We start from the raw sequence: 25,973 nt of genomic DNA on the forward strand, positions 1-25,973 counted from the left end.
ATGATATTAATATTAAAAGTCAATAATATTTTTTAAGAAATTTGAGGAAATAATTATGTTTGTGGATTTTAATTTAATTAAACTCGTAAAAAAAACTAATAATTATCATGTTCATAGTGATGATAATTGGATTTATTTTATTTCTAAACTTTACCCTCTTCCAAATCAAGGCTGGAAAATCCATATTTCTTGTTTACCCAGTGAACTTGCACCAATCGCAAAGATTAGCTTTTGGCGGAGCAGGTTATTTGAGTACAGGAAAACAAGTAACTATTTATCTTCCAATGACTTTAAATGAAGCTGAGTTAGAAAATTTTTGTATAAAGTTAAATGAAGTTTTATCTATCAAAAAATTTCCTAAAGTTATCACAGATATTCAGTATAAAAACACGCCACTTTTTTTAAGATACGGAGGCTTCAAAAGCCACTATCGTTTAAGTGAAAGTGGTACTAAAATATTACAAATTCAAGATGAGAATGGCAACTGGACAGATGATGTTAGACAAGTAGGCCACTATGCACCTGCATGGATTAAGATTCCTCAGTTTTTGCAAGCTAACTTTGCTTCTAATAAAGAAGGTGAACAAGCTGTTCAAATTGAGCAAATAAATTTGATTTCACGAGGTACGAAAAGTTTAGTATTCTCAGCGGTTTTTAGAGGAGAAAAAGTAATAATTAAGAGGAGCATAAAACAAGCTATTATTGATGAAGCTGGACGAGATTCTACTATTCGCTTACAACATGAAATTGATATTTTGAAGCAATTACAAGACTTATCTAATATTCCACATATTGTTAATGTCATTAAAAATGATTCTAGCTTAACCCTTATTGAAACTTTCGCAAAAGGCATGCCATTAACAGAGCTGTTTAACAATTCACCGATAAATGTTAATCAGCGGGATCAATTAATTACGAAAATTGTCAAATCATTGGAAAACACATTAGACAAAATACACAACCATAACTTTGTATTTAGAGATTTAGCACCGCAAAATATTTTTTATACTTCGACAGGAGATGTCTTTTTGATTGACTTTGAGTTAACGGAAAAGATTAATCAAGCTAATCCATTACAAGGTGCTACTCCTGGTTTTGCAGATCTACGACACGGAAAAAAGACAAAAAGTTTTGCAGTTCTTAATGAAGATTTATTTGGATTAGGTGCAATAGAATTTTACTTAGCTACAGGTATTCGTCCAGCATTTCCTGAAGCACTTTCTACAATTGATGGCTATAGTCTTGTTAGTAAGCTAATTACTGCAGCTGATAATATCTGTAAAACTGTCGTAACCCGGCAAATAGCTCAATCAGGGATTAAAAAAATTGGGACTGCTCTAAACTATAATTTTTCATCAGAATTATCAGAAAATAATCAGTTGAAAAATAGTGACTTATCTAAAGAAATTATAGATAACGCTGCACGCTATTTTGGAAATAAATTACGAAATCAAATTTCTAGTAATCACTTTAATAGTTCATTAGATAAAGGACTATCTGGCATATTGATAGGTACCAGTGTACTAATGAAACATACTAATGTAGAACCGTATATTATGTCTCTTTATAGTCAGGGAATGGATAATTTAATCAAAAATACTGATAGTTATGAAAATATTTCTTTAATCAATGGCTCTATTTCAAATATGATTCTATTTGGTATCAATAATTGTCAAGACGAGTTAACTACATGTCTTAATTCTCTACTATTATATCCTCTTTTTAAGGTTCCGTTAGGATTATTTCATGGGTTGGCTGGTATGTTATTAACCTGTTCTATAACTTTTAAATATGCTAGCGACAAAAGTAGAGACAAGTTATCGCGTCTAATTAAAAAAATAATTACAGAAATTACTCAGCGTACCTATCGTTCCGATCAATGGCCACTCTCATTTGACGTTGGTCCTAAAGGTAAACCTCAGCTTCAGATAAGCCCTAATTTAGGATTTGGATTAGCAGGATTACTCATAGGATTAACTTATGCAAATGATCTTTTAGACAATAAAAAAGTTTATGCTATTTCTAATCAAATTTATCAAGAATTGTATTCATTCATGGATCAGAACAAAATGTTATCATATTCAGGATCATTAAGTCTTTCGCATGGTTTTTGGGGGATATGGTTATCATTTTTGTTATTTGATATAAATGATAGCTCTCATTCAGCTAATCTCTTAGGTAACCTACCTTTGATTAATGAACGAAAGGACTTACGTCCTGATAATTTTAGTTTAAAAACTGGATATGCGGGTTATTTATACTTTGAACATTTGTTAAAGCAATTTCCTCAAAAAGGTCTTATAACCAATGAATTAAATATCAAAAAAATAATTATAGGAAGTTCATCTACTATGTCAGGAAGATATACCTGGACTAATGGAATCACATATCTAAATAAAGAAGACAGATTATTAACCGGTGATTTAGGAATTTACCTAAGTTTGCTTTCCACGCTAGATAAGTAATGTTTGTCTTAATTATGTCGCAAGAATAGCAACATTCTTTGTTATCTATTAAATATTGAAAAACCCTCTAGATTAAACCAAAAGCCACCTAGAGGGTTTACTATAGTTATGTTTCCAAAAAATTACAGGCACTTAACTTGCTTAAAGAACGCTACAGCAACTATTTCTTTGGCCCAAATAATTACCACGGGTTCACATTATCCGTGCTACACAATTCCAGCACTTTGGCCTATAGGACTTAGATATTAGTTGCTTTTGCCGTTAACACCTCATTTTGACTGCTTTGTTTTTGCGATAACTCCTCCAACTTTTTCTTAAAAAGACGGGGAAATAAAATCATAACAACAGCAAAAACCAAAGTGGTGACAAATAAGAGCGGATGATAAGAAAGCAGGATGACACTGGCAATAATACCTAAGAGTGCACTGCTATATGTTTGCTCTAAACTGAAAAAGCCATCTTGATTAATTTGGTTAATATCATTAGTAAACCAAGAAACATAGTCAGCTTCCGTGTGTTTATTAAAGCTTTCATATTCTTGACGACCAATTACATGGGCTAATGAACTCCTAATGGAATTATCGACAGCCCTGATGATTACAGCGGAATACCGTGAACTACAAAAAAAGAAAATTAGGAAAAAGCCCCAGCTAAGCAAGTTTAAACCTGTATCAACAATAAAACCCTTTAAACTGTGCTGTGTCAAAGCAGTAAGTGCATTACCTTGAAAAATGCTGGCACCAATTTGCGCTAAATTCCGCCCAAAATATAAAATAGCCAGAATGACATACATACCTGAATTACGTTTAACGTAGGTCCAAAGCGAAAATTTTGCTACAGTGTTGTCCATGATTTACTTCCTGTCTAAATCCCTATTTTCAGGGTTAATACTAAAATGACATATCTTCTTGAGAGAAACAGTTTGCAAAGAACATTAATCTTTGACCTATTTCAAAGCTGCAGACTCTTAAATAATTTAATTATTATTGGAAGTTTTAATAGTTTTTGTATTCTTCCTAAAAAGCCCGTCGTATCATTTACAGCATGAAACATATCAGCTTACCTTTGTATTTGAAGTATTCGCTGTTTCTTTTATAATCTACTTATTATTTTATTTTTTTACTAACATAAATGCAATTTATTTTTAATTTTTTAGTTTAGAGTTGTCTCATCACGGCAGTATATAAATATTACGAACAATTTTTTGGGACTGAAAAAAGGCAAAATATTCTGCTTTATAAGCGCAAAAACACTTATCATAATTAAATCAATTTAAACCAGGAATTATTGTTTATTACAGCATTAAAAGAATCAAAGTACGGACTAAAGGGATTGATACCAAATAATATCGCTAACATGCCCTAGCAAATTAAGACTTTCCAGTCCGAAATTTAAAATTTGCTTTCTTAATTTTTAATTTTAGTTCCACGTGTAACATTTAACTTAAACAACAATTTAGTTACTTTATCAAAGCTTAATTTTTTATTCTGTATTATACAAAATCACTTGACTTTTAAGACACAATTTAAATTTACTTTTTGCTTGTATACCACTATATCTCGTATTAAACTAGATAAGAATCTATATGTTGTATTTAATATTTAAGAAAGAACGTGATCCAAGTTATTGTTTTAAGTGGGCCAATTGGAGCCGGTAAATCCAGTTTAACTAGTATTTTAGCTGAGCACTTAGGTACACAAGCTTTTTACGAGGGAGTAGATAATAATCCTGTTCTTCCTTTATATTACCAAGACATGAAACGCTATACTTTTTTGCTTAACATTTACTTGCTTAACCACCGTTTAGCACAAATTAACCAAGCAATTCGAGAAAAAAATAGTGTTTCAGACCGTTCAATCTATGAAGATGCACTCTTTTTCAAAATGAATGCAGACAGCAAAGTGGCTGATCCAACTGAATTTAAGATATATGATAGTCTACTTGAAAATATGATGGAAGATACCCCCGGTAATCCCAGCAAAAAGCCTGATTTACTGATTTACATTCACGTTTCTTTAGACACTATGCTTAAACGCATTAAAAAACGTGGACGTTCATTTGAACAAATCAGTACTGATCCTAGTTTAAAAGACTACTATGCCAGGTTAATTAAGTATTATGAACCATGGTATGAAAATTATGATGCATCTCCTAAGATTAAAATCGACGGGGATAAATACGATTTTATCTGCGATGAAGATGCCAAAAAAGAAGTTTTACGTCAGATTGATGACAAATTGCATGCAATAGGCAATTTAGAATAGAGAAGGAACGTGATGACAGTTATTGTTTTAAGCGGGCCAATTGGAGCCGGTAAATCCAGTCTAACCAGTATTTTAGCTAAATATTTAGGAACCAAACCATTTTACGAAAGTGTCGACAATAACCCAGTTTTGCCACTCTTTTACGCTGATCCTAAAAAATACGCATTCTTACTTCAGGTGTTTTTCCTTAACACTCGTTTTCGTAGCATCAAAAACGCACTAACTGACGATAACAACGTTCTTGATCGTTCAATCTATGAGGATGCCCTTTTCTTCCAAATGAACGCTGATATTGGGCGCGCAACGAGTGAAGAAGTAGATACATATTACGAACTTCTCAACAACATGATGGGTGAACTTAAGCACATGCCAAAGAAAAACCCAGATCTGCTGGTTCACATTAATGTTTCATACGATACCATGATTAAAAGGATCCAAAAACGTGGTCGACCATACGAACAGCTGAGCTATGACGCGACGCTGGAAGATTACTATAAACGGCTTTTGCGCTATTACAAACCATGGTACGAAAAATATGATTATTCTCCTAAAATGGAGATTGATGGTGACAAGCTGGACTTCATGACTGACGAACATGCCAGAGAAGTTGTACTAGATCAAATTGTTACTAAGCTAAAAGAAATGGGTAAATTACCCAACTCTTGGGACAAACCAACAGATATTCAAATAGAAGAACAATAAACAAAAGTTAGCTTACTCAAAGAACCCCTAGTTATTACTCTAGGGGTTCTTTTTCACTTAGTGTTATACTATTTTTTATGTCATTTAATAATCAAGCCTCAAATTGACCAAATACAGGCTTTAAATTGTTTAATCAAAAGTAATAAGGCGCTAGATTTGTGTTATTATTAAATCATATCTTTTTTCACATATTTTTTTAATTATGTTATGTAGAAATATTTTTACCAACTTAAACTCGGTCTCAGCTAAATACAAAGGAGAAGAAAATGGACTATATCATCTCAATCATGCCCTCTTTAATCACAGGCGCAAAAATGACTTTGATCTTGTTCTTTTGGACTTTGATCGTTTCTATTCCTCTGGGAATCATCGTCAGTTTAGGTTTACTTTCTCGCTTTAAGCCACTGCGCTTAATACTAAAATTCTATATTTGGATTATGCGTGGAACTCCACTGCTTTTACAACTAATTTTTATTTTTTATGGTCTGCCAATCATTGGTATTATATTTCAACGATACGATGCTGCTCTTTTTGCTTTCATCTTAAACTACACTGCTTATTTTGCGGAAATATTTCGTGGTGGCTTTCAATCAATACCGGTGGGTCAATATGAAAGTGCTCGGGTTTTAAGGCTAAGCTATTGGCAAACTTTATCGCACATTATTATTCCTCAGGTTAGCAAAATAGTTATTCCCTCTATTGGCAACGAAGTCATTAATTTAGTAAAAGATACTTCTCTGGTTTATGTTATCGGTTTGGGAGAACTATTACGAGCTGGTAATGTCGCCACTGCTAGAGACGTAACACTGGTTCCATTAGTAATAGTAGGAATAATATATTTAATGATGACTGGTATTGCATCATTCTTACTGAAAAAAATCGAACACAATTTTGCTAAATGGAAATAATGCAAAGGAAATATTATGCTAGAACTTAAGAACATTACTAAAAAATTTGGTTCCCGCCTTATACTCAATAAATTAAATCTCACTATCCCCGACAGACAAATTCTAGCTATTGTAGGACCGTCAGGTGCGGGAAAAACCACGCTACTACGTTGTTTAAGTGGGTTAGAAAAAATAGATTCCGGTAAATTTCTCTGGAACGGACAAGAATTTAATCCAGCTGAGCCTGATAGCAAAAACCACATTATTGGTGTCGTTTTTCAAAGTTACGAACTTTTTCCCAACCTAACCGTCATTGATAACATAACTCTTGCGCCTACGTTAGTTTTAAAAGAAACAGCTAGTCAAGCTGAAAAGCAAGCCCGTAAATTATTAAAACAGCTTGATTTAAACGGAAAAGAAAGCCTTTATCCGTACCAATTATCAGGTGGCCAGCAACAAAGAGTAGCTATTGTCAGGGCATTAGCAATGCAGCCTCATATATTATGTTATGATGAGCCCACATCTGCTTTAGACCCTGCATTGCGGACAAAAGTGGGCGAAATAATTTTAAAATTAAAAACCGACAACCAAATGACTCAAATTATTGTCACTCATGACATGGAATTTGCACACCAAGTGGCTGATCAGATTTTTACCGTTAAAGCTCTAGATGATAAGAAGGTAATGTAAGTGAAAATTAAGCGCCTTGCGGCTTTATTAATAACTCTAATTTGCACCTTATTCATTTCTGCTTGCAGCGGCGTATCAGTGAATAGAAAAGCGAATATGGTAGACAATTGGTCTCACATAAAGCAGCGTGGTTACATTACTGTTGGTGTTGATGATACTTTTGTACCGATGGACTTTAGGCAAAAGAATGGTCAGTTAATTGGCTATGATGTCGATCTTGCTAAAGCCGTTTTTGATCTTTATGATATCAAAGTTAGTTTCCAGACTATTGATTGGTCAATGAACACCACTGAACTCAAAAACGGCACTATTGACCTCATTTGGAATGGCTTTAGTAAAAATCCCGAACGGAAAGCTAAAATTAATTTTAGTAAAACTTACCTATATTCCACCCAAGTTTTAGTAAGCCTTAAAAAAAATAAGATAGATCAGATCGCTGCCATGAAAGGTAAGACGCTGGGTGTACAAACAGGTTCTTCCGGCTACAATGATGTAATGCAATATCCACAGGTTTTTAAAAAGCGAATTAAAAACCATGAGCCAATTCTCTATGATTCTTTTACAAATGCCTTTATTGACCTTAATGCCGGTCGTATTCAAGGTTTATTAATTGATAGTACTTATGCCAACTATTACATTTCACGGCAAAAACATCCAGAAGACTATACTCAAATTAATAGTCCATTTCCTAAAGAAGAATTTGGTGTGGGTATGAGAAAAAGTGATATAACTTTAAAACGCAAAATTAACCACGCTTTGACCAAATTAGCTAGAAATGGCACTATTACAAAAATTGACCACAAATGGTTTGGCAAAAAGGCCGAATCTCCATTACTTTATAAAAACTAGTTTAATTGATTGAGTATTAAGGCAATACCATCGTGATTATTATCTAATGTAGTTCTAAATTTTTTCTTCAAATTTTCAGGAGCATTTCCCATTATTACTGGATGACCAACCGCTTCAAGCATCTTTTCATCATTATAATTATCACCAAAAGCCCAGCAGTCCTTTAAATCTACTCCAAATTCCTGTGCTATCGCTCTAGCACCTTGTCCTTTAGAGACCCCTTTAACAACGATCTCTAACAAGTTAGACGCAGATTTTACTATATAAAACTCGGGATACAAACCCTGTAAGTCTTTCTGCGTGGCATCTAATAATTCTGGAGCCCCCATGAGCAAAATTTTATGCACACCCTTAAGTTTTTTGACTTCAGCAATAGAACTCGGTTGTGCCTTAACTCTTACTATTGCTTCTTCATTTTTAACTCGCCTATTATTATTTCCCGGGAAATAATACCAGTTATAGCCACTATATACGTTCCAAACGACACCATTATTTTTACTTTCAATGTATGTGCATATTTCTGCTGCTTTAGCAGCCGTCATAAAATAGGAGTTCAGTGGTTGTCCCATCTCATCTAGCACTAAAGCACCGTTGTAAGCGACCATTGGACAAGACTTGGTAATTTGTCCTGCGACAGTCATGATTGCTTGTGGCATACGTGCAGAAACTGGAATAAAGACGTTGCCTTTAATAATTTGCTGACGGATAGCAAGTTTGGTTTTCGGGGTAACTTCTTGCTTTGAATTGATTAAAGTACCATCAATATCCGAAAAAATCAGTTTAGCCATTTTTCCTCCTTATGGACTGCAATATCTATGATATTTATTTTCATTTTACCGATTATCCTATCGTGCGGTCAACTTGCGGTTTTGGCTTATAGTTGAGAATAATTGCTTTTTGCTATACTTTTACCTCTTATAATTCGTGTTTACATTTATTTTCATGAATGGTAAACTATAATTGTTGTCTAATTAATATTAAAAGACGAACAATAAATTTGGGAGAGGTTAGATGAATTTTATAAAGAGTTATTTTCAACTCGATAAATATAAAACCAACGTTAAAATTGAATTTCTCGCTGGTCTAACAACTTTTATCAGCATGTCATACATTTTATTTGTTAATCCTAGTGTTTTGGGCGCTAGTGGCATGGATAAAGGTGCTGTTTTTACAGCAACAGCCTTAGCTAGTGCATTAGGTACAGCAATAATGGGTATAGTTGCCAATTATCCTATTGGCGAAGCCCCAGCTTTAGGCATCAATGCTTTCTTTGCTTATACAGTCTGTGTAGGTATGCATGTTTCATGGGAAACAGCTTTGGCGGCAGTTTTTGTTGCTTCAATTATTTTTATTCTGATCACTATGTTTAAGTTAAGGGAAAAGATTATCAACGCTATCCCTTCTGACCTAAAATTCGCAATTTCTTCTGGAATTGGTTTGTTCATTGCATTCTTAGGAATGCAAGACGGTGGCTTAATCGTAGGAAATAAGTCTACTTTAGTTGGACTAGGTTCCCTTCATGATCCAGCCGTTTGGATTACCATTTTTGGCTTAATTGTCACTGTTATCTTAATGATTTTAAATGTACCCGGTGCTATTTTTATCGGTATGGTCTTAGCTGCCATTTTTGGTGTAATAACTGGACAGATTTCTTTGCCAACCAAAATAGTTTCAGTAGCGCCAAGTATTGCTCCTTCATTTGGTCAAGCAATTTTTCATGTGAAAGATATTAATACTTTACAAATGTGGGTAGTTGTATTGACTTTTCTCTTGGTTACATTCTTTGACACTGCTGGTACCTTAATCGGTTTAGCACAACAAGCCGGTTTTATGAAAGATAATAAAATGCCACGTGTAGGTAAAGCCTTAGCTTCTGACTCAACAGCCATGATGGTTGGTTCAATTTTGGGAACTTCACCAGTCGGTGCTTTCGTTGAGTCAAGTGCTGGTATTGCGGTTGGCGGACGAACCGGTTTAACAGCTGTCTTCGTAGCCATCTTCTTCTTAATATCAATGATATTCAGTCCACTTTTAGGCTTATTTACCACCCATGTGACCGCACCGGCATTAATTATTGTTGGTGTCCTGATGGCACAAAATACAGCACACATACATTGGGATAAAATGGAAATTGCCGTGCCGGCTTTCCTAATTCTAATTGGTATGCCTCTTACCTACTCCATCTCTGATGGTTTGGCATTAGGATTAATAACTTATCCAATATGTATGGTAGCAGCTAAACGTGCTAAAGAAGTTACCCCAATGATGTGGATACTGTTCTTCGTATTTATAGTCTTCTTATGGGTTTTGAACTTCTAAAATTAATATCTAAAAAGCAAATATATTTAAAATATATTTGCTTTTTTAACACATTTTTTATAAGAGTTACTAACTATTTATCTAATCTCAAAACTAGATTTATTGCACACTAAATTTTGGTGGAGCCTTATTTTAATAATTAAGCAATGATTTTATTTTAACCAATCACAAAGATACTAATCAAAACTAGCCAATAGCAAGTATTTCCTGGGAAATATTCTCTATTCGGGTAACTCACAGTACAAATAAGTTATATACTAGATATATTAGTTTTTTGTAATTTAAATATTTTTGGAGGAAAAAATGACGACATTAGACAAAGTCTTTCATTTAAACGATGCTCATACCACTGTTAAACGTGAATTGATAGCTGCATTAACCACGTTTGTCAGTCTCTCCTACATCCTTTTTGTTAACCCTAACATTTTACACGCAGCTGGTATTGATAAAGGAGCAGCGTTTACTGTCACAGCAATTTCAATTGCAATTGGCTGTTTCATTATGGGTTTGGTAGCAAATTATCCTGTAGCTTTAGCGCCAACATTAGGTAGTGCTGCGTTTTTTGCTTACAATGTCTGTGGTGGCATGCATATTAACTGGCAAACAGCTTTAGCTGCAGTTTTAGTAGCGTCTATCTTGTTTATTTTGATAACAGTCTTGAAATTGCGTGAAATAGTAGTTGATGCTATTCCACAAGATTTGAAATATGCTATTTCAGCTGGAATCGGTTTATTTATCGCATTCATTGGTTTGCAAAATGGTAAATTAATCGTAAACAGTGACTCAAATTTAGTTACTCTAGGTAAGTTTAATTCACCAGCTGTTTGGATTACCCTCTTTGGTTTAACCTTAACAGTAATTTTAATGGCTATGAATATTCCCGGCTCAATCTTTATCGGCATGGTGGTAACAGCTGTGTTCGGGGTTATTATCGGTCAAGTCGCTGTTCCTAAAGGTATTATTGCCAGTGCTCCCAGTATTGCTCCTACCTTTGGGCAAGCTGTTTTTCATTTAAAAGACATTAATACCCCACAATTGTTTATGGTAGTTTTAACTTTTCTTTTAGTTACATTTTTCGATACCGCAGGTACCCTGATTGGTATGACAGAACAAGCCGGTATGGTCGATGAAAATGGTAAGATTCCACGTATCGGCAGGGCCTTTATTTCTGATTCTTTAGCAATGGTTGAAGGAGCTGTCTTGGGTACAGCACCACTCGGGACTTCTGTAGAATCAAGTGCGGGAATTGCAATGGGAGGCCGTACCGGATTAACTGCCATTTTTGTAGGAATCTTTTTCTTGATTTCAATGATTTTCAGCCCGCTGTTAGCTGTTATTCCTACCACTGTAACTGCACCTGCATTGATCATTGTCGGTGTGCTAATGGCAGGAAACCTGAAAAAAATTAACTGGGACAAATTTGAGATTGCTTTTCCAGCATTTTTAACTGTAGTTGGCATGCCACTAACTTATAGTATTTCAGATGGTTTGGCTCTTGGTATGATTGCCTACCCGATTACTATGATCGCTTCTAAGCAAGCCAAAAAAGTTTCACCAATGATGTACGTCTTACTAGTTGTGTTCGTGCTCTTTTTCTTAATCACCAATATGTAAAAATATTAATTTAATTATTAAGGATCACTTCTTTAGAAGTGATTTTTTTGTTTTCTACATAATTAATAAATATTTATTTTTTGTTTGTTTAGTATTATAATGCAACATAATATTTTAACTAACAGCGAAAGAAGCGAAATTACTATGCCCAAAACTGCCAAAAAATTGCTTAATCAATATACCGGTACCACTACTTTCTTTATTGTTGCTTTACTAACCAGTTTCAATTCTGCCTTTTTCCCCTATTCTATTACTGGAAGACTCTGTGCCATTTTATGGCTCATCACTTTTAGCTTTACACTATTTGCTGGGGAATATTTGATCAATCATATTAGCCTTGATAACAAAAATACCGCAAAAGCAGTGGTAAATTTCAGTATCTGGCTTTTAGCAGCTTTAATATTGGTATTATTTGGCTTAGTTTTTCAAAAATAACGAGTAACCAGCGCTTAAATTTCAAGCTACCTTTCCCCAGTCTTTTTGCACGAACACTAAAAATTTGTTATGTTAGATAACAGTTAAGTCATTTATTGAAAGGGATGTTATAAAGTAGGTTGAGCAGTGATTGCTTAATTTATTACTATGCTAGAAAAAAGGCAAAATTAGCCAAAAAAGATTATAAAAAAGCGCCACTTTCAAAAGTTCATTTGCGGGTATTAACTGCCATTATTTTGGGCCAATTTACCTGCGGTTTTTCATTAGGAATTACTGGCGGCGCGCTAACTAATGCTACAAAATATATTCAAATTAGTGATATGTGGATCGGATTTATCGGTGCTGGTGGACTAATTGGTTTATCTAGTAGCGCACTTATCGGTCGTTTATCCGATAAAATTGGCCGTAGCCAATTATTGATGAGCAACATGTATATATTCTTTCACTTTTACATCCCCTTACAAGCAGTTTAGCGCTGACTTTTTTAATTAGGATTGGCATTGGACTGATGATGGCAATTGATTATACAGCGGAAAATGCTTTATTTACTGGATGTCTGCCTAAAGGTGAGGATAGTAAACGGCAAAGTCACCTATTAATCTACTGGGTTTTAGGCTTTATTGCTTCGTATTTAACCGGGACTTATCTTGAAGGATATGGTCAACATACCTGGCAAATTATTTTAGCAACCCGGTGCCATACCAGCATTGCTCACAGCTCTTTTCCGTAGTTTCTTTCCCTTGCCGCCTTCTCCTTGATGGTTAGCAAGTAAGGGTAAAATTAAAGCTGCAAACAGATTAATTGGTAGAATTTTAGGTCATAAATGGGGCATCTCTTGTCACTTTAAACGCTCTAAAAAGCAAGGACAAGTTTCTTGGACAATACTTTTTAGCAAAAAGTATATCAGAAGTACACTAGTAGGCGGCAGTTTTTATGCTTGTCAAACCTTTGCCTTCTTTGGAATTAGTATTTTCTTGCCTATTTTGCTACAGGGGATGAATATTACTAATCCTAAGATTTCGGGAAATTTATACAACATTAGCATGTTAATAGGTATCTTTTGGGGGATATATCTTTTCAATCACTTAAGTCGACGTTTCTTTTTGATTAGCAACTTTTTGTTATCTGCAATATTAATTAGCGTTCTTGCACTATTACCACAATCTTCATCCTTGGTTAAAATAATTGTCTTTTCTATTTTTGCAATTGTTTTATCTTCGGGGCTAGTACTGGATTATCCTTATCCCACTGAATTATTTGATACCAAAGTACAGGCTAGTGGCGTAGGAACTTGTATCACAATCAGCCGTATTGGTGCTGCTGCCGGTACCTTTTTATTAGCTATCTTGACAGAAATTGGTGGTTCGAATTTAGCAATGCTAGTTTGCGCCGGCGTTTATTTGCTGCTTTCATTATTTGCCTGTTTTGGGCACCAGAAACTGCGCCAAAATACCAAAAGAAATAAAAGACACGCTATTCTACTAGCGTGTCTTTTTTAGCCGTCGTAGCGCACTTTTTGCATCCGTTTAATTTGGCTAAATACGGCCCCTCGGCGACCTGCATCTAAGGTCAAAATCAGAGAATCACCTGCTTTAATTTTAGTCTGACCATTGGGAATAATAGACTTACCATCGCGATAAATTGCTTTAACTAAAGTATGTTGAGGCCATTTGATTTGCATAATCATTTTACCGTTTAATTGACTATCTTCATAAATAGGCACAGTCAATTGATCAGTTTCACCAGAAATTTTAACCTGCTGCTTTTTACTGTTTGTCAACATTGCACGTGCCAGCGTACCATATATTGGCTCTCCATTTAAAAATTCATCGACTAGCAGCGCCACAAAAGCCACCACGGCGAGTGGCATTAAATGTAGTAATGAGCCAACCATTTCCGTAATGAGCATTATGGCGGTAAAAGGCGCCCGTATTACCGCAGCAAAAAACCCCGCCATAGCAAAAATTACTAGATTAATAACCAATTTTGCTGGTAATAAATGAAGCTGCACTAAAGTTAAGCCATAGACTGCACCAATTAAAGCCCCCATTGTCAATATTGGCAGAAAAATTCCACTGGGCAGTCCTGAATCATAGGAAATAATGGAAAATACTATTCTAATAATAAAGAAAATACCCAAAATGCCAATTACCTTCCAGCCACTGTGTTTAATTATTTGTGGTAAAGCTAAAATCAAACGATTACCTGGACCGGTTATTAGTGGCCAAAAGTAGGCAATTGGGATTAACAAAAATAGTGGGATCAACCCGTAGAGCCAGCTAGGTAAGAAAGTAATTTTTGTGTATAACTTTTTACCCTTAAAGAGTCCAGTTTTATATAAGTGACCTAATAATCCTAAGAGCAAACCTAAAATGAGCAAATAACCATATAACTTTACGGGAAAGGAATGACGATAAACAAGAGATAAAGATGGCTTCTGCCCAAAAATGTTGGAAACAACAAAATCTGCTACTAAAGCACCTGCAAGTGCGTTCATCCAGACGCGGGGAGAAAAGTTGTGAAAAACTTCTTCAAGTACGAACAAGGCTCCACTTAGCGGGGCTCCAAAAGCCGCGGCTAAACCGCTAGCCGCTCCCGTTGCTAAAAGCACGCGAGCGTTTGTTTTAGACTCTTTAGCGCTTTCTCCGACACCTTGACCTATAGTTGAACCGATTTGTAAAGAAGGGCCCTCAGGTCCTAAAAACAGCCCTGTACTTATAACTAAAATGCCTCCTACTACTTTACGCCATAGTGTCGGCCACCAGCTTAAAGTCAGGTTCCCTGCCAATTGCAGTTTTACTTCAGGTATGCCTGAACCACCAACATGCGGGTATTTTTTAACAAAATAGCCTGCAATTATTCCTACCGCCATCAGACCAAGAATAATGGGCATAAACCAGAGAAAGTTTTTATGTGCCACGTGAAACAGAGTCAGCCATAGCTTTGTCATTTTGGCGATGCCAAAGCGAAAAAAGCCAACTACTATGCCACTACAGAGTCCTACCACCATGGCTAGGACCAAAAGTTTTATTTGCGCTTTTTTATTTTTCATAGTACCTCCACTCTTTAGCTAAAATATTTTTCACACTAGCAAAAAACCAGTCAAAGCTCGAACTTAACTGGTTTCAGTTGTTACACGTGTAACAAAATTATTTTTCTTCATACCATTGAGTGTGGTAAACACCGTCACGGTCATTTCTGAGATAAGTATGGGCACCAAAGTAGTCTCGTTGCCCTTGAATGAGATTTGCCGGCAAACTCGGGTTAAAGATTGATTCTAAGTAATTTAGCGATGCGCTTAAAGTCGGTGTTGGAATGCCCGCTTCAGTTGCCAGTTCAATTACAGCCCGTAATGCTGGAATATTCTTGTTCATCAAGTCTTTAAAGTATGGATCTTGGAACATATTATCAAGCTTTTTACCCTCAGCAAAAGCATTTTCAATATCTTTTAACATTGATGAGCGAATAATGCAGCCTGCTTCCCATGATTGTGCAATTGCTGGGTAACGTAAGTCCCAATTATAAGCATCCGCAGCCATTTTTAACTGTTGGAAGCCTTGAGCATAAGCTACAGCTTGGCTCAATTGCAAAGCTTGACCGAGATTATCAACCAAGTCGTCAGGTACAGCACTACTCCACTTTACTTCTGCACCTTCACGTGTAGTTGCCTTAGACATAAAACGGCTAATAACTGCTTCAGCGATTACGCTAATTGGCGCACCTAAATGCACACCATCTTCAAGCATCCAATTACCAGTACCCTTGTAAGATGCAACATTCAAAATATGATCAATCACATGGTCAGGGGTCAACTCATCTTTTTGCTTTAAAACTTCAGCCGTTATTTCACTAAGATACGCCTTGACTATCCCCTTGTTCCAGTCAGCAAAGATAGCCGACATTTCATCATTTGTTTTGCCTGCAACTTTTCGCAGTATATCATAGACTTCAGAAAATTCCTGCATGATGCCATATTCGATACCATTATGAACCATTTTGACATAATGTCCGCTACCTTCTGGACCAATAAAGCTGACACATGGCTGACCTTCCTCATTTTTAGCTGCAATCGCCTCTAGTATAGGTGCGACCTCATTATAGGCTTCTTCATCACCACCCGGCATGAGCGCAGGGCCATTTAAAGCACCTTCTTCGCCGCCTGAGACACCCATTCCAATAAAATGAATACCATGTTTTTCCATTTCATGAAAACGACGATTGGTATCATGAAAATTAGAATTGCCACCATCAAGCAAAATATCACCCTGATCAAGCAAAGGTAATAATTTTTGCAAAGTTTCATCAACGGGCTTACCCGCTGCTATTTGAATTAAAATTTTGCGCGGCTTTTCCAGTGAATTAACAAATTCCTCCCAAGTATAAGTTGGTTTTAGTTTAGCATCCTTATATTTAGCAAAAGCATCAACTTCTGGCTTATCAATAGAAAAGCCAGAAACGGAAAAGCCATTATTTCTAATATTTAAAGCCAGGTTCTTACCCATAACCGATAAGCCTATAATACCGAATTGTTGCATTGATAGTCCTCCATCATTAAAAATCATACTTTATTATTATACTTGTAAGACAGCAAAAAAGCGAAACTTTCAAAAAGTTCCGCTTTTTTCATTCTAATAATTTAGCTTATTAGTGAGCTGAAGCACCTGAAGTTGTATCAGGTTCTTCTTCTGGTTCTGGCTCTGGCTCTTCTTCAGCTTCTGAAGCGCCTGAAGCAGTATCTTCAACCAAGCCATACTTTTCAGCAAAGTAGCTAAATGGTTTCAAACCTTCAGCTTGATACTTCTTAACGAATTCTGGGTCATCAAGAGTATTCAATTCAGTTGAGTAAGGCATGTCATGAGTGAACTTGATGTCGATTAACATTGGTCCATCCATTTGCTTGAATTCCTTAACTGCGTCTTCGAATTCCTTCTTAGTACGTACAGTTACACCCTTCACGTTCATACCTTCAGCAACTTGAGCCCATTCGTTATTAGGCATAATAACACCTGATAATGGTTGGTGTGATTCGTCAACTTGCTCAGCTTCAATGAAACCTAAAGTATCATTTGTGAAGACAACATTCAAGATATGCATGTTGTAACGAGCTTCAGTCAACAACTCTTGACTCATCATAGCGAAACCACCGTCACCGCTCAAGTTCCAAACTTCGCGTTCTGGGTGAACAGTTGCTGCTGCAAGTGCAGCTGGAGAACCGAAGCCCATAGTTGCGTATAAGCCTGAAGTTGCCCAAGTTTGTTCATCATGCAAGTTTACTAAACGTTGGAAGTCAATGTTGATGTTACCAACATCAATAGCAAATTGTGCATCGTCATCAGCGTATTTGTTAATAATGTCAAAAATTGGTTCACGACGAATTGGCATTTCGTCTGAATCGTCAAAGCTGTGCTCCCATTCTTCCCAGTTCTCACGGTCTGCAATAGCAGCTTTGTAGAGTGGTGACTCTTCACGAGGTTGACCTGCATCAATCATAGCTTGCAAAGTCTTAGCACCGTCAGCCAAAATTGGAACATCAACTGCGTGACGCTTACCCAATTTTTCTGAGTCAACATCAATTTGTACTACCTTAGCCTTAGGGTCAAAGAAGAACAATGAGAATGGTGAGTCATTACCAACCCAGATAACTGCATCAGCATGGGTTTGAATGTCATCACTTGGCTTAGGTGCAACACGACCAATTGAACCCATATAAGCTGGGCATCTATCTTCAACAACACCTTTAGCCATAACTGAGGACATCAATGGGGTCTTGAATTTTTCAGCAAATTTTTCTAAGACATCGCCATGACCCTTCATACCTAGACCGAAGTAAACAACTGGGTTCTTTGCTTCTGCAAGAAGCTTAACAGCTGCTTCAACTTCTTCTTTTTTAGGAGCTGCATAGTTTGGAACAGCTTGCATTGCATTGTAATTTACACGGTAGCTGTCACTAATCTTGTCCCAACCGAAGTCCTTAGGAAGAATTAATACGGCTGGACCCTTCTTTGCATAAGCTTGACGAATTGCTTCATCCATCATTGAAGGAATTTGTTCTGCACGCTTAACTTGGTGGTTCCAAACAGCAACCGGATCAAACCAAGGCTTTTCGTCAAAAGCTTGGAAGAAATCCATATCCTGACGGCTAGTTGGAACGTTAGCTACGATTGCTACCATAGGAACCTTGTCGTATTTTGCGTCATACAAACCATTCATCAAGTGAACAGCACCAGGACCAGCTGAACCAAAACATACACCAAGTTTGCCAGTGAGTTTATATTCAGCTGAAGCTGCCAAAGCGCCAGCTTCTTCGTGACGAACTTCAATGTACTTCAACTTACCCTTAAAGTCATGGATAGCGTTCATTGTTGAGTCAAATGAGCCACCCGGAAAACCATAAATATGATCAATATGCCAGTCCAATAAAACTTGGAGCATGGCATTTGCGCCATTAATTTTTGCCATTTTAAGTGCATCTCCTTAAATACATGTTTACTTACATATTGTATTAAAACATATAATTTCACAATTTCAAGTGAGCAAAATTTACGATTATTGCAAGGTGTAAGCGCTTTGTAAAAATATTATCTTCACAATGTTGTACAATTAATTTATAACTTTTTGATAATAGCAATAATCAATACTTGTGATTGTTTGATCATTACCATAAAATTTGTGCATTTTTTGGGCTAGATTAGTCAGCAAAAATATTTTTTATAATTTTTAAATTTTTACTAAATTTATTTGTTAATTTTGGTATAGCGCCCATTTTGCACGTAAACGCTTAGAATTGCCATATCTGCTGGATTAACTCCAGAAATACGTTCAGCCTGGGCAATTGTTTCCGGTCTGATTTTGGCAAACTTTTCCCGTGCTTCTGTTGCCAGCCCATCAATTGCATCGTAATCAATATCAACTGGTATTTTCTTTGCTTCTTGGCGATGCAATTTGTTAATTTGCTGCTGTTCTTTCTTAATATAGCCCGCGTACTTGACGTTAATTTCAATTTGTTCTCTCACGTAGCGCTCGTTTGAAATACTCATTCCCGTCAAACGTTCAATGTCAGCAACTTTAACTCGCGGTCTTCTAAGAAAAACGTCGGCTTTGACACCCGCTTTTAATTTTTCTTCACCAATACTTGCAAGATAATCCTGTACTGCGGGTGTGGGGTGAACCGTAATATTTTTAACAGCATTAGCAGCTTGTGCAATTTGTTCTTTTTTTGCTAAAAATTTGGAATAACGCTCTTCAGAGATTAAGCCAAGCTGAAAGCCGTAATCAGTTAAACGTAAATCAGCATTGTCATTACGTAAAATCAAACGATATTCTGCTCTTGAAGTTAATAAGCGGTAAGGTTCTTCAGTTCCCTTGGTGACCAAATCATCAATTAAAACACCAATATATGCTTCGTCACGGCCTAAGGTAAATCCTGGCTGACCAGCTGAGCGTAAAGCAGCGTTAATACCAGCGATCAGTCCCTGCCCAGCAGCTTCTTCATAGCCTGAAGTACCATTCATTTGCCCCGCTGTGAATAAGTTTTTAATATTTTTGGTTTCTAAAGTATGTTTTAATTGCCACGGATCAATCACATCGTATTCAATAGCGTAGCCTGGCCGCATTAATTCTGCATCTTCAAGCCCAGCTACTGAATGCAACATTTCTAGCTGAATTTCTTCTGGCATGGAGGTTGAAAAATCGCCGACATAGACTTCCTTAGTGTCTTTTCCTTCTGGTTCCAAAAAAATCTGATGACGCGGCTTGTCCGCAAAGCGTACTACCTTAGTTTCAATTGACGGGCAATAACGCGGCCCTACGCCTTTAATTTCTCCTGAAAACATAGGAGAACGGGCCAAATTCTGATTGATTATCTTGTGTGTAGTTTTATTAGTATAAGTCATCCAGCAAGAAACTTGATCCTTGAGATAATCTTCATCTTTAGTTTCATAGGAAAAGTGTCGCGGAATTTTGTCACCGGGTTCTTCCTCTGTTTTAGAATAATCAATAGTATTGCTATTAACACGTGGTGGCGTTCCCGTTTTAAAACGGCGCAGTTTAAAGCCCAGCTTTTCTAGATCTTCTGATAGTTTAATTGCAGGAATAGTATTATTGGGACCAGATGAATAATTCAATTCGCCAATAAAAATGCGTCCGCGAGCTGATGTTCCGGTAGTTAAAACAACACTTTTAGCATGATATTTAGCGCCTGTATTAGTAATTACACCTGAGCAAACTCCATCTTTAACAATTAGTTCATCAACTGTCGCCTGCCGCAAAGTTAAGTTTGGCGTGTCCTCAATCACTTTTTTCATCTGCTCGTGGTATTGCCATTTATCAGCCTGTGCACGTAATGCTTGCACGGCAGGACCTTTACCAGTATTTAACATGCGCATTTGAATATAGGTAGCGTCAATGTTTTTACCCATTTGACCGCCTAGGGCATCAATTTCGCGTACCACCGTTCCTTTAGCAGGCCCACCTACTGAAGGATTGCAGGGCATAAAAGCTACCATATCCAGGCTAATAGTTAAAAGCAGTGTCTTTTGCCCCATTCTGGCACTTGCTAGGGCCGCTTCACTACCAGCATGTCCCGCACCGACTACAATGACATCATAATCATTTGAATCATAACTTTTAATCATTAATTTTCACACCTATTTTCCTAAACAAAATTGACTGAATAGTTCATTAACCAACTCATCCGGACTGCTTTCACCTGTTATCTGACCTAAAGTGTCCCAAGCACCATTGAAGTCAATTTGCGCAATATCCAGCGGCACCTCGTCTTTTAGTGCTTGAATAACGTCTTGGAGCTGCTTTTTAGCCTTTTCTAATAGTCCAACCTGTCTTTGATTGGTTACCATTACTTGATCATTAGAATTCTCAATACCCTGGAAAAATAGTTCTTTAATTGTCTTTTCTAATTGCTCAAGATTTTGTTTCTGCAAGATTGAAATAGCGATTACGGGGCTCTTAGTCAGCTGTTTAATTTGAGCAGCAGTAATTTTTTGTCCTAAATCCGTCTTATTCAAAATAGCAATCCGCTTTTTCTCCGCTGTTGCAGCAATTAAAGCATTATCTTCTGCTGATAGTTCCTTACTTGAATCAAACAAAAGCAAAACTAAGTCGGCTTTTGCCAAAGCCTTCTTCGAGCGCTCGACACCGATTTTTTCTACCTTGTTTTCGGTATGCCTAATACCTGCAGTGTCAATTAATTTTAAGGGGACGCCTTTAACCGAAACATATTCTTCCAGCGTATCCCGCGTTGTGCCCGCAACATCCGTTACGATAGCCGTATCGCTTTGCGTTAGATAATTAAGCAAGGATGATTTTCCGACATTTGGTTGACCAATAATCGCGGTAGCCAAGCCGTTACGTAACGCCGTTCCTTCACTTGCCGTTTTGAGCAAGCGATCTATTTTCTTAATAACTGATTGAGAAACACTCGTCATTTGTTTAGCCGTTACGGTATCAGCATCATATTCTGGATAATCAATATTAACTTCTACATTAGCCAGCGTATCCAAAATTTCCTGCCTCATTGCCCTTATTTTTTCAAGCAAGCCACCTTCCAGCTGCTTTTCTGCTATTTGTCTAGCCTTATCAGTTTTGGCACGCACGATATCCATCACGCTTTCAGCCTGTGTCAAATCAATCCGGCCATTAACAAATGCCCTTTTAGTAAATTCGCCGGGATCAGCCATCCGCGCACCATTTTTCAATAACAATTGCAAAATATGGTTGGTAACAACAATACCACCATGACAATTGATCTCAACAATGTCCTCACGGGTAAATGTTTTAGGAGCAAGCATCACAGAAACCATAACTTCATCAATGACTTGCCCGTTTATTGGATCAACTATGTGCCCATAATGAATAGTATGTGTTGGTACCTTAGTTAAATTAGCACCTTTGAAAACCTGATTGGCAATTTTAACTGCATCTTCACCAGACATTCTGACAATAGAAATGCCACCTTCACCAATTGGTGTTGAAATTGCTGCAATCGTATCAAACTCCGTTAAAGTTTGGGCCATGATTTTCTCCTTTTTCAATAAAAAAAGCGCATTATTCCACCATGAATAATCATGATGGATAAAGCACTTTGACTACTTTATCTAAATCAATACTTTAGATTAAAAATTATTTTTTGCGTTTCAGCCGTTTATAAGTCTTTCTCAACTGCCGTTTGCGTTCACGCTCTTGGCGTGCCTTTTCCTCCTGCTCACGGCGGTATTTAATCGGGTTCTGCAAGATGAAGGTCTGGATTACTTGGAATAAGTTTGAAACTACCCAGTAAATTACAATAGCTGATTGGAAATAAATACCCATTACACCAACCATGATTGACATACCATAAGTCATTATTTTAGATGACAGAGTTTGTGATTCCTTCGGTGTTGACAACTGACTGATATATGTCGATAAGAAGGTTAAAACCATAGATAAAATCGGCATAATATAGTACGGGTCGGGTACACCCAAATCCATCCACATGAAATGTCCGGTCATAAGCTGCGGTGTTTGAGCAATTGCTCCGTATAAAGCAAGCATAACCGGCATTTGGATAATTAAAGGCAAGCAGCCAGCATAAGGATTAATTCCAGCCTCTTTATATAATTTGTTAGTCTCCTGCGAAAGCAAAGTACGCGATTCTGTGTCGCTACCAGGATACTTTTTACGAAGAGCGTCCATCTCAGGCTGAATTTTTTGCATCTTAGTAGTGCTTTTAATTTGGATGGCACTAAGAGGATACAAAATAAGCCGCACAATAACAGTAAAGATGATAATTGCCCAACCGTAGTTGTTACCAATTAATTTAGACAGCCAAAGTAAAAACGTGGACATATAATAAATAACCCAGCGATTCCACCAGCTGCCGCTTGTATGTGAAACGGGTTCTGTATTGTTAGATGACGCACAACCTGTTAAAACAACTGCTAAAGCAACTACTGTCAGCAGCACAAGTAGACGCTTGACATTCTTTTTGGTTAAAATGTCTTTCACTCTAATCTTCCTCAACTTTATTCGGTATCTCTTTAATTATATTGGCTAAAAAGAGTGCATGCAATAGGTTCTTACGAACGTCCACCCATTTAAAGTTACGCACATAAGGTCTAGCGATTACTAAAAAATCAATCTGGGGATTGATTAAAGACCTGTTTTCCGTAAGAACAGCACGAATATAACGTTTGAGGCGATTGCGGACTACAGCAGTGTGACCGACTTTTTTACCAACGGAAATACCAACACGAAAATGTTCATTTTCCGGTTTATCTAATTGATAAATAACGAAGGCCCGATTGGCTACTGAATTGCCCGACTTAAAAACTGTTTGAAAATCATTTTCTGTTTTAACGCGATAAGACTTTCTCAAAACGTTTCATTCCACTCTTATAAATTAAAAAAACCACTGGGATTTCAGTGGTTTAAGCAGATAAGACTTTTCTACCCTTTGCACGGCGTCTAGCCAAAACCTTACGGCCATTAGATGTACTCATCCGTTTCATAAAGCCATGAACTCTTGAACGGTGACGCTTTTTAGGTTGGTAAGTTCTTTTAGTTGTCATTAAACTACACCTCCAATTTTTGTATGCAGACTGCACAATTTAATATCTAGAATACCATGATTAAAGTAAAAAACCAAGCAAAAAGACAAAAAATTGCGAATTTCAAAACTAAAAAGAATTTAATTATATTAAAATTAGCTGGAGCAAAAAGCACAAATCTCAATGTGAACAAACTTTTTTTTAGTTTTAAATTGTAGATAAAATTTTTTCGTTTTTGTTGATTTAATCTAGTTAATACTCTAGTTAACACTTTAGTTACTATTATAGTTATTATTTTAGTTTATACGCATTTTTTTTCATAACTATGATGAATTTATCTAACAGCTTGATTGGTCTTATTTGGAAAAAATGTTCTTGCAAATAATCTTAATTCATAATATAATCACATTAACTAAACAAAAGTAGTTTATTACTTTGGTTTAGAAATAAATTTAAAAAAAGCCATCTTAATAATAAGATAGCTTTTGGAGGTGATCCTTTCCAAATATTTTAATAACTCCGACCCGTACCTAAGTGCACCTTAGGTGGAATAAGGAGTTATTGTGATACTTTTACGGGTCTGTATTCTAACCTCTCCAGTCAGAGATAGTGTATCACTAATTTTAACGCATAGCAATAGTGTAGCTATTGCTATGCGTTATTTTTAAATAAATTTTTATTACATAATAATTGAAATTCAAGTTTTATAGGAGTGAAAAATGATAGATCATGCAAAAATAGGATTAGGTTTTTTAGATAAAAAAAAAGCTAGTAATAAAATAAAATATAATTATCGAAAATGGAAAGAATTTAATCATGGCATTAAATCTCCCTTTTTTAAAGCTGAAGAAAAACTATTGGATTACTTACCTTTTATGACAACTGGTGCAATAAGACTTTACTTATACTATGGATTTCATTCAAAAAATGATACTGGCGATTGCTGGCCATCAATAGCTAAGATTGCAAAAGATTTAGACGTTAGTCAAAGAAGTATTAATAATTGGAATTCTCAGCTAATTGATCTAGGGCTAATTATACGAAGATATGATGACCATCCTAGTCAAACTACCTACTTACTTCCTATATCAAGTTTTATAGTCTCATTTGATGACTATGATGATAACCCCAAAAATGATAAACGAAATTTGTCAGAAATAATAGATAAAATTAAAAGCATTAATCGCAATGCTAATAGAACTTTAACTAAAGTAATTCAACTATTTCAGTGGAACGATAATTCTAAAAAATCTCAAAATTTCTTCAGTAGTATTTTGTTTTGTTCAGAAAATAAAATTAATAAAAACAGTAATACTAAAAACTATATGATGATTAATGTCATGACTTCTTTAATAGATGAAAACAAATTGGAAGGAAAAATAGATAAAGAATCAAATAAATTCATAAAAGATGAACATCTACAATTTGATCCTCCAATAACAATTATTGACGGTATACCTCAAATAGGAATTGCTGTTAATCCAAAATTTAATTTGTCGGAGATGTTTAAAGATAAGCAGATATTACAAATATTATATACTTTAGCTAAAACTAGTAATCAAGAGCTGAATGATGGTTTAAATACATGTCATTGGATACAGTAACCATATAATTATATTTTATAAAATATAGTATATTGATTACATTAAATAACAAGGCTGCACCAGGGGTTAACAGCAGAAAAGCAACTTTAGCGAGACGCAATGACATCAATTACCTCTTTCAGACGTTTGCGCTCGTTTCCAACATGACCGTGCGACAGAATCTCAAGTTAGCCCTAAACTTTAGCCACGCTCCCAAAAATAAAACCGACAAACAAATTACAGACATTTTGGCAGAAGTCGGATTGCAAAACCGGCTGGATGATACGATTGCAACAATGTCAGTTGGCGAAAAGCAACGCGTTGCGTTAGCACGTGCATTTTTAAAACCCGGTAAGCTAATCCTTGCCGATGAGCCGACTGGCTCGCTTGATCCGCAACTTGCTCTTCATGTGCTGAAACTGATCCAAAAATTGCAGCACGAGCACCATAAAACTATCATCATGGTCACTCATGATATGAAACTGGCCCAGGCAGCAGACTACCAAATTGTACTCAAAAAGGGGCAATAATTAACGAAAGTTAATGCAGAATGCCGTAAAAAATTAACTAACCAAAAAGACATATTTGCTATTTTTCAAATATGTCTTTTTGCACTTCTGCT

The 25,973-nt window shown here is 36.2% G+C and carries 22 protein-coding genes and 1 pseudogene; 13 read left to right on the forward strand and 10 right to left on the reverse strand.

Annotated elements, in window-relative coordinates:
• The first annotated feature begins 55 nt into the window (after positions 1-55).
• Complete coding sequence (locus DLD54_RS09000; protein ID WP_476703149.1) at positions 56-298, forward strand: class III lanthionine synthetase LanKC N-terminal domain-containing protein; 243 nt, start codon at positions 56-58, stop codon at positions 296-298.
• Positions 249-2,465, forward strand: a complete 2,217-nt coding sequence (locus tag DLD54_RS08660) for a class III lanthionine synthetase LanKC N-terminal domain-containing protein (RefSeq protein ID WP_158593342.1) — start codon at positions 249-251, stop codon at positions 2,463-2,465. Before DLD54_RS09000 ends, DLD54_RS08660 begins: the two co-directional genes overlap by 50 nt.
• A 238-nt stretch (positions 2,466-2,703) precedes the next feature.
• Here the strand turns inward: DLD54_RS08660 and DLD54_RS08665 are convergent, their stop codons facing one another.
• Positions 2,704-3,315, reverse strand: coding sequence for an ABC transporter transmembrane domain-containing protein (locus DLD54_RS08665; RefSeq protein ID WP_109918968.1), 612 nt, complete (start codon positions 3,313-3,315; stop codon positions 2,704-2,706).
• Positions 3,316-4,078: 763 nt separating this feature from the next.
• Between DLD54_RS08665 and DLD54_RS08670 the strand changes: the two genes are divergently transcribed.
• From DLD54_RS08670 to DLD54_RS08690, 5 genes are all read left to right on the forward strand, one after another.
• Complete coding sequence (locus DLD54_RS08670) at positions 4,079-4,729, forward strand: deoxynucleoside kinase (RefSeq protein WP_038524784.1); 651 nt, start codon at positions 4,079-4,081, stop codon at positions 4,727-4,729.
• Between the two features lie 12 nt (positions 4,730-4,741).
• Entirely contained in the window at positions 4,742-5,431 is a 690-nt protein-coding gene (locus DLD54_RS08675; protein WP_046327831.1) for a deoxynucleoside kinase, read from the forward strand.
• 266 nt (positions 5,432-5,697) lie between these two features.
• A complete protein-coding gene (locus DLD54_RS08680) occupies positions 5,698-6,339 on the forward strand; it encodes an amino acid ABC transporter permease (protein WP_038524791.1) in 642 nt (213 codons plus the stop codon).
• 15 nt (positions 6,340-6,354) lie between these two features.
• The gene (locus DLD54_RS08685) at positions 6,355-7,008 is read left to right on the forward strand and encodes an amino acid ABC transporter ATP-binding protein (protein ID WP_109918969.1); all 654 of its coding nucleotides are present in this window, start codon (positions 6,355-6,357) and stop codon (positions 7,006-7,008) included.
• Entirely contained in the window at positions 7,009-7,857 is an 849-nt protein-coding gene (locus DLD54_RS08690) for an amino acid ABC transporter substrate-binding protein (RefSeq protein WP_233559203.1), read from the forward strand. It begins immediately after the preceding gene.
• Here DLD54_RS08690 and DLD54_RS08695 read toward each other — a convergent pair.
• Positions 7,854-8,645, reverse strand: a complete 792-nt coding sequence (locus DLD54_RS08695) for a Cof-type HAD-IIB family hydrolase (protein WP_109918970.1) — start codon at positions 8,643-8,645, stop codon at positions 7,854-7,856. The genes DLD54_RS08690 and DLD54_RS08695 overlap by 4 nt on opposite strands.
• Positions 8,646-8,868: 223 nt before the next feature.
• On the opposite strand from DLD54_RS08695, the gene DLD54_RS08700 reads away from it, so the two are divergent.
• From DLD54_RS08700 to DLD54_RS08715, 4 genes and pseudogenes are all read left to right on the forward strand, one after another.
• Positions 8,869-10,176 carry an NCS2 family permease gene (locus DLD54_RS08700; RefSeq protein ID WP_046327835.1) on the forward strand — a complete coding sequence of 436 codons (1,308 nt, stop codon included), beginning with the start codon at positions 8,869-8,871 and terminating at the stop codon, positions 10,174-10,176.
• 303 nt (positions 10,177-10,479) lie between these two features.
• A complete protein-coding gene (locus DLD54_RS08705; RefSeq protein ID WP_109918971.1) occupies positions 10,480-11,790 on the forward strand; it encodes an NCS2 family permease in 1,311 nt (436 codons plus the stop codon).
• 144 nt (positions 11,791-11,934) lie between these two features.
• Positions 11,935-12,225: a hypothetical protein gene (locus DLD54_RS08710; protein WP_109918972.1), complete on the forward strand. Its 291-nt coding sequence runs from the start codon at positions 11,935-11,937 to the stop codon at positions 12,223-12,225.
• Positions 12,226-12,362: 137 nt separating this feature from the next.
• Positions 12,363-13,690: pseudogene (locus DLD54_RS08715) on the forward strand (MFS transporter).
• Positions 13,691-13,720: 30 nt separating this feature from the next.
• On the opposite strand, the gene DLD54_RS08720 reads toward DLD54_RS08715, so the two are convergent.
• The 8 genes from DLD54_RS08720 to rpmH all read right to left on the reverse strand — a co-directional run bounded on the left by DLD54_RS08720 (position 13,721) and on the right by rpmH (position 23,789).
• The gene (locus DLD54_RS08720) at positions 13,721-15,277 is read right to left on the reverse strand and encodes a ClC family H(+)/Cl(-) exchange transporter (RefSeq protein ID WP_109918973.1); all 1,557 of its coding nucleotides are present in this window, start codon (positions 15,275-15,277) and stop codon (positions 13,721-13,723) included.
• Between the two features lie 97 nt (positions 15,278-15,374).
• Positions 15,375-16,760: an NADP-dependent phosphogluconate dehydrogenase gene (gndA, locus tag DLD54_RS08725; RefSeq protein ID WP_109918974.1), complete on the reverse strand. Its 1,386-nt coding sequence runs from the start codon at positions 16,758-16,760 to the stop codon at positions 15,375-15,377.
• 109 nt (positions 16,761-16,869) lie between these two features.
• Positions 16,870-18,684: a pyruvate oxidase gene (spxB, locus tag DLD54_RS08730; protein ID WP_109918975.1), complete on the reverse strand. Its 1,815-nt coding sequence runs from the start codon at positions 18,682-18,684 to the stop codon at positions 16,870-16,872.
• A 275-nt stretch (positions 18,685-18,959) separates the two neighbouring features.
• Positions 18,960-20,858 carry a tRNA uridine-5-carboxymethylaminomethyl(34) synthesis enzyme MnmG gene (mnmG, locus tag DLD54_RS08735; protein ID WP_109918976.1) on the reverse strand — a complete coding sequence of 633 codons (1,899 nt, stop codon included), beginning with the start codon at positions 20,856-20,858 and terminating at the stop codon, positions 18,960-18,962.
• A 12-nt stretch (positions 20,859-20,870) separates the two neighbouring features.
• A complete protein-coding gene (gene mnmE / locus DLD54_RS08740) occupies positions 20,871-22,256 on the reverse strand; it encodes a tRNA uridine-5-carboxymethylaminomethyl(34) synthesis GTPase MnmE (protein ID WP_109918977.1) in 1,386 nt (461 codons plus the stop codon).
• Between the two features lie 106 nt (positions 22,257-22,362).
• Positions 22,363-23,226, reverse strand: coding sequence for a membrane protein insertase YidC (locus tag DLD54_RS08745; protein ID WP_046327842.1), 864 nt, complete (start codon positions 23,224-23,226; stop codon positions 22,363-22,365).
• A gap of 1 nt (position 23,227) precedes the next feature.
• Positions 23,228-23,596 (reverse strand): ribonuclease P protein component, encoded by a 369-nt coding sequence (gene rnpA / locus DLD54_RS08750; protein ID WP_109918978.1) that lies wholly within the window; start codon positions 23,594-23,596, stop codon positions 23,228-23,230.
• Between the two features lie 52 nt (positions 23,597-23,648).
• Positions 23,649-23,789, reverse strand: a complete 141-nt coding sequence (rpmH, locus tag DLD54_RS08755; protein ID WP_003549412.1) for a 50S ribosomal protein L34 — start codon at positions 23,787-23,789, stop codon at positions 23,649-23,651.
• 698 nt (positions 23,790-24,487) lie between these two features.
• Here rpmH and DLD54_RS08760 point away from each other — a divergent pair.
• Both DLD54_RS08760 and DLD54_RS08765 read left to right on the forward strand, forming a co-directional pair.
• Positions 24,488-25,372 carry a helix-turn-helix domain-containing protein gene (locus DLD54_RS08760; RefSeq protein ID WP_038524833.1) on the forward strand — a complete coding sequence of 295 codons (885 nt, stop codon included), beginning with the start codon at positions 24,488-24,490 and terminating at the stop codon, positions 25,370-25,372.
• A 32-nt stretch (positions 25,373-25,404) separates the two neighbouring features.
• Positions 25,405-25,881, forward strand: coding sequence for an ABC transporter ATP-binding protein (locus tag DLD54_RS08765; RefSeq protein ID WP_158593343.1), 477 nt, complete (start codon positions 25,405-25,407; stop codon positions 25,879-25,881).
• Positions 25,882-25,973 lie beyond the last annotated feature (92 nt).

Origin of the sequence: Lactobacillus helsingborgensis (assembly GCF_003173695.1) — a bacterium.
GTDB classification, from domain to species: Bacteria; Bacillota; Bacilli; order Lactobacillales; family Lactobacillaceae; genus Lactobacillus; species Lactobacillus helsingborgensis.